The following is a 10,464-nucleotide window of genomic DNA, read 5'->3' on the forward strand; positions in this document are numbered from 1 at the left end:
GGCTAGTCTGGCCAGTATAGGGGACCCGCAGGCCGGGTTCAACGTCACTGCTGGACTTCGTCGCGCACCAACGTGGCCTTCACCTCCTCGACGTAATCGAGCAACTGCTGTCCGGTCGGAAACGCCACGTAGCGGGCGACCAGATTGACTTCGCCTTCGGCGACGAAGGAACGCAGGTACTCGACCGCTTGTTCCATGCGCGCGCCGTTCACACGGATCGAATCCTCCAGCGCGAACTCGACCCACTGTGTGCCGAGGATCCGGATGGATACGCTTCCCGCTTCGGCCTCGAATTGTCTGAGCCGGGCGATGAAGCCGTAGGATGCCCGCGTCGTCGAAAGCTCGAAACCGTGCTGCGGCCGCCACAGCGCAGGCTTTTCCCGATCGATCGGGCGCTCGCCAGGCTGCTCGTTCCAATCGATGTCGACGCGCAGCACGTCCGATTGAACCCCGTTCTTCTCCGCGGCGGCGAGCACCAACCGGGTGCTTTTGGGGATGACGAACGGCGCCTCGTATGTTGCCCCGAAACTGCGGGGCTCGGAGCCGTCGGTCGTGTAGCGGATGGCCGCGGGGGGTGCGGCGCGCAGCTCCAGCATTTTGTCATCGCCGCTGTGGTAGACGCGCGAGCGCAACGTGATCGTATTACGCCAGGGAACAGGGTCGCCGGTGTTGTACTTGCCGCCGGAATCCATGGCGAGAAACGAGACTTCGAGCGCACCGGTCGCGTAGTCGCGCCCGTCGAGCTTGTGCGAGGCGGTGGTCGCCTTGCCGCCGACTTCTGCGAACAGGATGTCGGCATTGATCGGCGTCACGCGCAGCTTGCAATGCCCGGTCTCGAGGTCGCGGTTGAGCACTTGCACCTTGACCGACGTGTCCGGCAGCGGAAACGGGCCCTTCTCGACGTACGCGCCGCTCTCGCGCCAGAGTTCCTTGTGAACGCAGTCCTCCTTGAGCTTGTCGAGCGCGTCGGCCTTGTGCCATTGCCAGGCCGGGTTCATCGCGGCGCGCCGCTTGATCTCCGACCACAACATCGCCTTCTGCGTGAATAGGCGCTGCTCGCATTTCTGGCGGAACGTGTCGCCCGCGATGTCGTCCGTGTACTTCTGTTTGGCCTGCAGGGTCTTCGCGACCTGCTCCTCGCCGTGGTAGCGATTCGACGTGAATTCCATGAGAAAGTCGGCAGTCATCAGGCGATCGCTGACCGGGAAGTGCAAGGTTGTAAAGGTCTCGCGCGTGGCGGACAGAAACTGCGTGCGAATGCGATCGAGCAGGTCGCGCGCCTGGACGATCTGGGGATCCTGGTCCGGAGTCCCTTCCGCGATCAGTTCGGCGATGATCTGATTGATGGCCTTCAACTCCTTAGCGGAGTTCAACAGTGCGTCGAAGTTGCGCTGCCCCGTGAGGAAGCAGATCCGGTTGCGGAAGGTCAGTTGCTCGAAATAGCTCTTCAAGTCCGGATGCAGCCCCTGCGCGTGCGGCTCGGTGATGACCAGCGTGACGCGATCTTGGGTAATGTCGAGCTCGTCGATAGGAGGCAGGACCTCCAGCCTCTGGTAGCACCAGCCGGCCTCCGGCTTGAACATCTCGCTCAACTGGCCCTTGAGCTCCCGGATCGACTGGTCGCGAAGATAGGCATCTGCCGTCGTCTTCAGCCGGGCGACGAGGTTCTGGACATTGCGGAAGAACAACCGGCCTTCGCCAGTTGTGTGCAAGTACCAGGCGGCGGTGAGAAAGCGGCCGATGACTTCGTTCTTGAGCTTGGAAACGTCGCGACCCGGCGCGCAGAGGTTGGCGATGATCTCCGGAATCGCGAGCCCTCTGGTAGCACCGGGAATGTTTGCGAGCGAGGAGACGAGAAGAAGCCGTGCAACGTCGCCTGAATCGCTGCCATCGAGATTCGCATCCATGATCTCGGCGACGGCCTGCCCGTTGGATGCGATGTCGTGCGCGATAGCCGATTCGAGAGTCGGGTTGATCTGATTGACCTCGGTGAGCGTCTCACGATCATTCAAGTCGACGTCGTGGGCAGCGACGAGATAACGATTCTCCGCGCCCTTCTGCCAGAGCCTTGCCGTGACGATTCGCATCAAGCGGATCAGACCGCGCGTCTGCTGGAATCCCGGGTTTTCCTTGAAGCGGGCATAGAGGTCCCGGATTGCCGGGTGAAACGGGTACGACTCGACGATCCTCTGCGCGAACTGCTCGGGTGACGCGTTGGTTACGTCCATCTGCCGAGCGTCGCGAACAGCCTTGGCATAGCCTTGGGCGACCTCGGCGATGTCTTCCTTCGGTGGCAGCGCTTCGAAGATTCGCTTGCGCAGGATCTGATAGAACTCGTCCGTGTTCATGCGAACCGGCTCCAGATCCATGGCGCTGCGACCCGTTTCGCGTTGCAGGTCGGAGAGGGCCGAGACAATCTGCTGCGTGCCGGCCTGGTAGGAGGTGGTGAGATCCGTAATGACAAGGACGCAGTTCTTGAGCTCCTCCTTGCCCAGCGCCACGAGCAGGTTCGAAAGCGCGGTCGCGGTGACGACTGAAAGATCCGAATTGCCGACGGCCTTGGCCTTCGCGTTCACGAAGTAGGGCGGCAGCTCGTCCACCATGATCACGACCGGATCGCCTTTGAGCAGGTTGATCCAGGCCGACTGACCCGGTGCCGACAGCGGGGTGTAGTAGTCCTTGAAAAGATCCCGCTTGCCCAACTGGTCCGCGATCGCGCCCCAGATGCCGTACGGTGCGTCACTCTCCCGTCCGGAAAAGGCCACGACTCGAACCGAGCCGAGTTCCTTGCCCGGAGAGTAGAAGCTCGACATGACCGACGTTCGGAAGCCGGGGTGCTTTGCCAGCAGACCGAGTGCGAGCAGGTTGTGCGTCTTGCCGCCGCCCATTGCCTGCGTGAGCTTGAAGATGCCTTGCTCGGATTTGCCTTCCAGGCGCCGGAAGGCCTCCGTCAGGAGGATCTTCATGCCCTCTGTGGTGTAGTTCTCAGCAAAGAACTCGGCGGGATCGATCCGGTCCTGCACGAGGTCGCTCAAGTCGAGAACGGTGTCGCGGCGAGCGGAATCGAAGACGGATGAGCGCGGTTTGCAACCGCTCTTGAGTGTTTTCATGGGCACTCCCTGACGGCCACTTTCCATCGCCGAGTAGCTTATCAGAGGCTTCGTGGCACACACGAAGCGATAAGCCGGGTATCGCGGCGCGTGCTTTGACGATGTAGGAAGTGGCGGCTGCTGCTGAACGGCACGCGGACTAGCGAAAAGGGGTGCGATGCGCTAAATCCGGGTCCGAAGCGGCGATCTGTTGAACCGCCCGCGGCACGAGCGATCGCTCCACGAAGGTCACGACCGATTTGTCGGAATGCGCACGTCCGACTTCGTGTAGGTGCAGGAAAACGCGCCCGGCGGCGGTATCGCGCCAGAACCATCGATCGATGGCGCGTGCGGAAAGCTGTCCAGGTTGCGCCCCGGCCGCCTCGAAATAGTAGGCCTTGACGTCGTCGCAGCAGCGCTTGAGCAGCGTACCGAGCGCAACATCCGGCCGGAGATTCGTTACCGGTTCGCCGCGAAGGAAAATCGCGATCAGCCGTCCCGATTCCTCGATCGGCATGCCGGCGATGCCGACGGTGCTGCGTCCGCGCCGGCGCCTCGCTCGATCGTGCCATGGCGCGAGCTGCGCAATCTCGTCAATAAGCGCGCCGGCCATGTCCTCGGCCCCGCGTTCGCGTGCCGGGCGCTCGAAGCTCACCGGACACACATAGCCTTGGGCATCGCCCGGATCGGCCGGCACGTCCTCGGGAAAGTCTTCCAGCACCGGGCCGCTAGCGGCTTCGAAGAGTGACAGCAAGCGCAACAGCACACGGCGCTGGAACGCCGGGTCGTTCGGTACGCCGAACGGGCGCCCGAGCATGAACGGCACCCACAGCGCGCGCGGCGGCCCGATCGCCGCCGTCTGCTCGCGGATGAGGCTCACCTGCGCGGTGGGCACGCCTTTGCGTTCGAGGTAGTGGCCCACTGCGCCAACGGCGCACGTGCAGTTCGGTCAGACCGGGGATAGCAGGACCGCGTCGACGCGATCCCTCTCGAGCAGCCCGGCCAATTCCTGCGCCTTGGCCTCCATCGCCCGAATCGAAGCGGCCCCCATGAACGAGTAATGAAACGCGGCGACCGATCCGATCACGCCCTCGGCCGCAAACTCGCGCAAGCGGTCGAGCGGAAAGACAACGTTTACGTCTTCCTGGAATCCGGTGCGATCGTAGTTGACCGACACGTGGCTCATGACGATGTCGGCGGCCGGTGTATCGGCGGCAATGACGCGGTAATCGGCGCTGCCCGCTGCGAACGGGATGTCGTCGCGCCGCTGCAGACCGGCCGTGGTGACGATGGCGACGCGGCGCTCGGCGAGGCGCGGTCCCGCGGCCCAGGGCGTCGGGCCGAAGTCCGGCAGGTCGCGGATCTTGGCGAGATGATGCTCGCGCTCGAAGTCGGGCAATTCGGACAGGCGTGCCATCGTTCTGTCGTTCCCAAAGATTGCGGACTAGGCCATTATGGCATGGCGATGTTAGGCTTCGTGCCGACCGACCTGCGTATCGAGGAGGAGCAAAACATGGCGGCTGCATCGAGGTCCAGGCGCACGGCTCTAGCTGTCGCACCGGCGCTGGGCTCATCCGGGAGCATCGCGGCGCAGTATCCCGACCGTCCGCTGCGCTACATCGTGCCGCAGGCGCCCGGCAGCGCCTCGGACACCTCGGCGCGCATCATCGCGGCCGAATTGACGCGCATTCTCGGCCAGCAGATCGTGGTCGACAATCGGCCGGGCGGCGCGCTCACGATCGGCATCAACATGGTGGTGCGCGCCGCGCCCGACGGCTACACGCTCGGCTACGGCAATATCGGGGGCCTGGCGATCAATCGCAGCATGATGAAGGTCCCATATGATGCGTTGAAGGACATCCAGCCGATTGCGCAGACCAATTCCAACGGCATGCCGGCAGAGTTCGGCGCGTTCATCGGGCGCGAGGTTGCGAAGTACGAGAAAGATCGCCCGCAAGATCGGCGCCAAGGTCGAATGATCGGCGCCGCCGCCTGATGGGCTTGCTCGAAGGCGCCTGGCTCGACACCGCCGGGCGGCTAGTGTTCATCGGCTACTTCCTGATCGCCGGCCTGTGCAATCTCGCTGCGCACCAGGTCCGCTCGCACATCGATCGGATGCGCGATCTCGGCACGCCGTCGCCCGCATTCGCGTTCTGGATGGGGCTCGCGATTCAATTTACCGGCTGCGCGCTGCTGCTTACCGAGCGCTTCGCGCCCGCGGGCGCCCTGTGCCTGCTCATCTTCACGGTGGCCGCAACCGCGATCTTCCATCGCTTCTGGCAGTTCGCCGATCCGCAGCGGCGCAATGCGAGCCGCATCAATTTTCTGAACAACTCGGGCGTCGTGGCCGGCTTGCTGCTGCTGTTGCAGAACGTGCGCTGAGCCGCGGCGCCGCCACGCGGACCGCTAGCAACGGCTGCGGCGTGTTCGTTCGGTGCGGAAGTGATCAACGAGCCGGGCGTCGCCGGGCACCGCGCTGCCGATCAGTGCGCGGCCGCAGAATGGGTCACGATCAGCGCGTCGGCTGCGGCCACCCCTTGTCCATCGGCCCGGACGAAAAGCGGATTCACGTCGATCTCCGCGATCCGATCCGCATGGTCGGCGATGAGCCATGACAGCCGGGACAATGCGCCGGCGAGCGCCGTGACATCGAGCGCCGGGCGGCCCCGGTAGCCCTTGAACAGCGGCGCGAGGCGAATATCCTCGATCATCTCGCGGCCCGTCTGTGCATCGAACGGTGCGAACCGGTACGCGACGTCCTTGATCAGCTCGGTCGTGATGCCGCCCACGCCGAACAGCACCACGGGGCCGAAGTAGCGATCGCAGACCGCGCCCATGATGCACTCGAGGCCCGACACCATCTCGGCCACGATCACCCCTTCGATCCGCGCGGCGGGAGTGAACGCCCTCGCGGCGGCGATCACTTCCTGCGCGGCGCGTTCGAGCGAGGGCAAATCGCCCACCCCGAGCCTGACCGCACCCGCCTCGGTCTTGTGCGGGAGGTCCGGCGATTCGATCTTGACCGCGACCGGGAAGCGCAGCCGCAATCCGGCGAGATCGCCCAGCCGCTCGACCGGAATCAGCACTTCGTCGACGCACGGAATCCCGTAGGCCGCGAGCAGCCGCTTGGAACGGTATTCCCCGAGCGGGCCTACTCCGGCCGGAAGCTCGAGCGCTACCCGCTCCAGCGGCCGCACGCGATTGACCGCGCGCAGCGAGGCGATCTTGGCCGAGAACTGGTGCAGTACCCCGGCGGCATGCGCCGTGCGCGCGGGGGTGAGACACCAGGGAATGCGCTGCTCGGCGAGGATCGCGAGCGATTCCGCGGCCGGATCCGGCGGCCGGCCCCAAACGACCAGGACCGGCTTCGCGGTGGTCGCGCACGCCTGCGCCAGATCTTTCGCCCACAGCTGCGAGTTGCCGCCCTGCCCTGCACCGCGCCATAGCGGATGACGACCTGGTCCGCGTTCGGATCGTCGAGCACGATGCGCAGCCCCTCGTTGAAGAGCTTGTAGTTGCCCGAGAGCTGCGCGGTGAAATCGGCCGGATTGGCGAAGCTCGAGAACGCCGGCATGATGGCTCGCAGCCGCTCCAGCGTCCCGGGCTGCAGCGGCGGCAGCACGAGCCCTAGCTCGTCGCAGCGATCGGCCATGAGTACCCCCGACCCACCCGAGGTGGTGAGCAGCGCAATGCGGTTCCCGCGCGGCAGCTTGCGACCCAGGAAGGCGCGGATGCAATCCGCGAGATCGTCCGAGTCGCGAACCTCGACGAATCCGCCTTCGTGGAACGCCGCGCGATAGAGCTTGTAGTCGGCGGTCATGCTGGCCGTGTGCGACGTGGCGGCGGTGCGGCCGATGCCGGTGTTGCCGGCTTTCCAGACCAGGATGGGCTTGCGTTTCTCCAACGCCTTGCGGCCGATCGCGCGCAGCCGCCGCCCGTCGGCGATGCCTTCGATATAAGTCACGACCACTTCGACGTCGTCGCGATCGAGGAAGTGATCGAGGAAATCGAGCGTGCCGAGATCCGCCTCGTTGCCGCCCGAAACAACGTAGCGAAAGCCGATACCCTGCGCGTCGACCAGCCCCACCGCGCTGAAGGCGAAGCCGCCGCTTTGGGAAACGAATGCGACCGGACCCTGGCGCAGGTCGGGGTTGCGGAACCCGGGGCCGAAGCCCATGTAGGCGCGGCCGGGAACGTTCATGATGCCGATGCAATTGGGGCCGACCACGCGCACGCCGCTCGCGGCGATCGCCGCCTTGAGGCCCTGCTCCAGGGCGATTCCCTCGCCCCCGATCTCGCGGAACCCGGCGGAGAACACGATGGCGAACGGAATCCTGGCCTCGCCGCACTGGACAATGGTGGCCGCGACGTGCCGCGCGGCCACGGCAATGATCGCCACATCGCACGGCTGGGGCACCGAAGCCAGGTCGGGGTAGCAGGGGATGCCGGCGAGCTCGGCGTATTTCGGATTGACCGGATAGACCTGGCCGGCGAATCCGTATTCGGTGAGAAACCGCACCGGCTGGCTGCCGATGCGGTCCGGATCGGCCGACGCGCCGACGACGGCGACGGCGCGCGGGTTCAGCAGGCGGGAGAACTCCGGAGAGTTCAGGATCATGGCGTGCACATGAAAACGCCGTGCGCCGCGAAAACCATGCCCTGGGGCAACGGCGACCTTACTGCAACGGCACCTTGGCCACCTTGATCACCTTCGCATACTTGGCGACTTCGTCGCGCAAGAACTTGTCGAACTGCTCGCTCGGAGCGCCGCCCGTGATCTGGCCGCCTTCGGTCAGCCGATCGCGGACGTCCTGGCGGGCGAGAACCTTGGCTACGTCCGCGTTGACCTTGCGTACGATGTCGGCGGGCGTGCCGCTCGGTGCGAGCAGACCGAAGAAGGTGCTGCTCTCGTAGCCCGGCACGCCGGACTCGTTGAAGGTGGGAATTTCCGGGACGGCGGGAAAGCGCTCCTTGCTGCTCAGGGCGATGCCTCTGAGCTTGCCGGCCTTCATCAGCGGGACCTGCGCGGTGATGCCCGCGAATCCCATCTCGATATGGCCGCCGACCAGGTCGGCGAGCGCCGGGTTGTTGCCCTTGTACGGCACGTGCGCGATGTCGATCTTGGCCATCAGCTTGAACAGCTCGCCCGCCATGTGGTTGGACGAGCCGATACCCGACGAGGCGAAATTGAGCTGACCCGGCTTGGCTTTGGCCAGCGCGATCAGCTCGCCCAGGTTCTTGACTGGAATCGAGGGATGAACCGAGAGCAGATTCGCGCCCACCGTGCAGAGCACGACAGGGGTGAAGTCCTTCAACGTGCTGTACGGCGGCTTCTTGAACAGCGTCATGTTGATCGCGTTCGACGCCCCGCCCATGAGCAGGGTGTAGCCGTCGGGCTGAGCGCGGGCGACCAGCTCGGAGCCGATATTGGTTGCGCCGCCGGCCCGGTTGTCGACGATCACCTGTTGACCCCAGTCGGTGGACAGGTGCCGAGCGATCAGCCGTGTCACGATGTCGGTGTTGCCGCCGGCTGCGTACGGGACAACCACGCGTACCGTCCGGGCAGGATAGTTCTGCGACCAAGCTTGTGATGCGGATGCCGCCATGATTGCGGCAGCACCCATGTGCAGCAGGGCAGACCTTGCCATTCTTTCCTCCATTTTGAGCCGTATCGGGCGATACGGAGTAAGTGAGTGTGTGCTTACGTGGATCTCGGGCTTACCTCGTTGACGAGCGCCCGGCCGCTCAGCCAGTGTTCGAGGTTGGCGCCGAAGAGTGCCAGTACCCGAATGTCGTTGCCGCTGGACGCGCCGCAGTTATGCGGTGTGACGATGACGTTCGGCAAATCCCACAGCGGCGATTCCGGCGGCAGCGGCTCCTTTTCGAATACGTCCAGGTAAGCCCCTGAGAGGTGTCCGTCCGAAAGCGCTGTGATGAGCGCGGCCTCGTCCACGATCTCGCCGCGGGCGACGTTGATCACCCGGGCGCCTTGCGGCAGGCGGGCGAGCATCGGGCCGTCGATGAGTCTTCGCGTCTCGGCGGTCAGCGGACAAGCGATGGCGAGCCAGTTGCAGCGCGGCAGCATTCCAGCGAGCGCTTCGGGCGTGTGCATTTCGGCTACCGGATCGGCAGGCGTGCGCGCGCTGCGGCGGATGCCGATCACCGTCAGGCCGAGCGCCTGGCCGAGCCGGGCGATTTCGGTGCCGATGCTGCCCATGCCGAGCACGCACAGCGTCTGTCCGGCCAGGTCGGCCGGTCCGGTCGAACCCCGGAACTGCAGCCAGGTATGGGCCTGCTGCGCCTTGATCCAGGCCGGAAAGCCGCGCGCCAGCATGAGCAGCCCGGTGATGGCCGACTGGGCAATCGGCACGGCGGAAGTGCCGGCGGCGGAGGTGACGCGGATACCGCGGCCGAGCAGTTCGGCGAAGATGGGATGGTCGACGCCGACGTTGAACGTCTGCAGCCAACGCAGGTTCGGCGCCTTGCGCACCGCGGAAAAGAATGAGCGTGGCCGGGTCTCATACACGTCGCTGGTATAGAAGGCGACCTGGATGCTGGGAAGAAGGTCATCCGGCACGCGCGCCTGGGGGTCGGCGGGGACAGGAATCCAGGCAAGCCTGCGGCCGATGCCCCCGGCGTAGCGCTCGCAGCGCTGCGCCAGATCGGCGGGAAACCGGTCCGAGACCAGCACGCCGACGGCCACCGCGGCTTCCGTCATGGCTGCCTCCGGCTCGGGTGAGCGCGCGCAGGCACGGTGTCATGGCGCGCAAACAGATCAACAGGGCAAATGTCAGCGCTCGCCAACAACGAGCGATCGAATGGTGGCACGGCGGTCTCGCTTCTCGCAGCTGTCCCGCGACGAACGCAGCTTCGCATGCGTCGGATGGGCCAATCGGGGGATGCGTCGATTGTAGCAGTCTCGTCTGGTGCGCTGCCCGGCTTAGGGCCGCACGCGCGCACGCTATACTCGCAACGCCTCCAACGCCGTCGTATTCCTGCCATGCCGATCACGACTCTCGATCTCGCCAAAGCTTTGATCGCCCGCCCGTCCGTCACGCCCGATGATTGCGGCTGCCAGGAGTTCATCCGCGAACAGCTCGCGCCGCTCGGATTTCGTTTCGAGACCGTGATACGCAATGGCGTGACCAACTTGTGGGCGCGCCGCGGCGATGCCGGGCCGCTGGTCTGTTTGGCGGGCCACACCGATGTCGTGCCGACCGGGCCGAGGGAGAAATGGGACAGCGATCCGTTCGTGCCCACGATCCGCGACGGGAAGCTGTACGGGCGCGGCGCCGCGGACATGAAAGGCTCGCTCGCCGCTTTCGTGACCGCTGTGCGCGAGTTCGTCGGCGCGCATCCGAATCATCCCGGCTCC

At 65.3% G+C, this 10,464-nt stretch carries 10 protein-coding genes; 3 read left to right on the forward strand and 7 right to left on the reverse strand.

What is annotated here, in order from left to right:
* Positions 1–44: 44 nt before the first annotated feature.
* The 3 genes from GEV05_02130 to GEV05_02140 form a co-directional block, all read right to left on the reverse strand.
* Positions 45–3,110, reverse strand: a complete 3,066-nt coding sequence (locus tag GEV05_02130; protein MPZ42202.1) for a DUF499 domain-containing protein — start codon at positions 3,108–3,110, stop codon at positions 45–47.
* A gap of 139 nt (positions 3,111–3,249) precedes the next feature.
* The gene (locus GEV05_02135; GenBank protein ID MPZ42203.1) at positions 3,250–4,011 is read right to left on the reverse strand and encodes a hypothetical protein; all 762 of its coding nucleotides are present in this window, start codon (positions 4,009–4,011) and stop codon (positions 3,250–3,252) included.
* Between the two features lie 27 nt (positions 4,012–4,038).
* Complete coding sequence (locus GEV05_02140) at positions 4,039–4,506, reverse strand: selenoprotein B glycine/betaine/sarcosine/D-proline reductase (GenBank protein MPZ42204.1); 468 nt, start codon at positions 4,504–4,506, stop codon at positions 4,039–4,041.
* On the opposite strand from GEV05_02140, the gene GEV05_02145 reads away from it, so the two are divergent.
* Entirely contained in the window at positions 4,462–5,085 is a 624-nt protein-coding gene (locus tag GEV05_02145) for a hypothetical protein (GenBank protein ID MPZ42205.1), read from the forward strand. The two genes, GEV05_02140 and GEV05_02145, sit on opposite strands and share 45 nt — an antisense overlap.
* Positions 5,085–5,471, forward strand: coding sequence for a DoxX family membrane protein (locus tag GEV05_02150; protein ID MPZ42206.1), 387 nt, complete (start codon positions 5,085–5,087; stop codon positions 5,469–5,471). The genes GEV05_02145 and GEV05_02150 overlap by 1 nt, the downstream gene beginning before the upstream one ends.
* A gap of 101 nt (positions 5,472–5,572) precedes the next feature.
* Here GEV05_02150 and GEV05_02155 read toward each other — a convergent pair whose 3' ends face one another.
* The 4 genes from GEV05_02155 to GEV05_02170 are packed head-to-tail and all read right to left on the reverse strand — an operon-like array spanning position 5,573 to position 9,807.
* Entirely contained in the window at positions 5,573–6,862 is a 1,290-nt protein-coding gene (locus GEV05_02155; protein MPZ42207.1) for a hypothetical protein, read from the reverse strand.
* Positions 6,265–7,707, reverse strand: coding sequence for a hypothetical protein (locus GEV05_02160; protein MPZ42208.1), 1,443 nt, complete (start codon positions 7,705–7,707; stop codon positions 6,265–6,267). Before GEV05_02160 ends, GEV05_02155 begins: the two co-directional genes overlap by 598 nt.
* 58 nt (positions 7,708–7,765) lie before the next feature.
* Entirely contained in the window at positions 7,766–8,749 is a 984-nt protein-coding gene (locus GEV05_02165) for a tripartite tricarboxylate transporter substrate binding protein (protein ID MPZ42209.1), read from the reverse strand.
* A 41-nt stretch (positions 8,750–8,790) separates the two neighbouring features.
* Complete coding sequence (locus GEV05_02170) at positions 8,791–9,807, reverse strand: D-2-hydroxyacid dehydrogenase (protein MPZ42210.1); 1,017 nt, start codon at positions 9,805–9,807, stop codon at positions 8,791–8,793.
* A gap of 282 nt (positions 9,808–10,089) precedes the next feature.
* Between GEV05_02170 and GEV05_02175 the strand changes: the two genes are divergently transcribed.
* The coding region (locus GEV05_02175) for a M20/M25/M40 family metallo-hydrolase (protein ID MPZ42211.1) at positions 10,090–10,464 on the forward strand (375 nt) is incomplete at its 3' end.

Source organism: Betaproteobacteria bacterium (genome assembly GCA_009377585.1).
Classification (GTDB): domain Bacteria; phylum Pseudomonadota; class Gammaproteobacteria; order Burkholderiales; family WYBJ01; genus WYBJ01.

Excerpts from the sequence above, each read along its gene's own strand:
- GEV05_02130 (MPZ42202.1), bottom strand. The coding sequence starts at position 3,110 with ATGAAAACACTCAAGAGCGGTTGCAAACCGCGCTCATCCGTCTTCGAT.
- GEV05_02145 (MPZ42205.1), top strand. The coding sequence starts at position 4,462 with ATGATGCTCGCGCTCGAAGTCGGGCAATTCGGACAGGCGTGCCATCGT.
- GEV05_02140 (MPZ42204.1), bottom strand. The coding sequence starts at position 4,506 with ATGGCACGCCTGTCCGAATTGCCCGACTTCGAGCGCGAGCATCATCTC.
- GEV05_02150 (MPZ42206.1), top strand. The coding sequence starts at position 5,085 with ATGGGCTTGCTCGAAGGCGCCTGGCTCGACACCGCCGGGCGGCTAGTG.
- GEV05_02160 (MPZ42208.1), bottom strand. The coding sequence starts at position 7,707 with ATGATCCTGAACTCTCCGGAGTTCTCCCGCCTGCTGAACCCGCGCGCC.
- GEV05_02165 (MPZ42209.1), bottom strand. The coding sequence starts at position 8,749 with ATGGAGGAAAGAATGGCAAGGTCTGCCCTGCTGCACATGGGTGCTGCC.
- GEV05_02170 (MPZ42210.1), bottom strand. The coding sequence starts at position 9,807 with ATGACGGAAGCCGCGGTGGCCGTCGGCGTGCTGGTCTCGGACCGGTTT.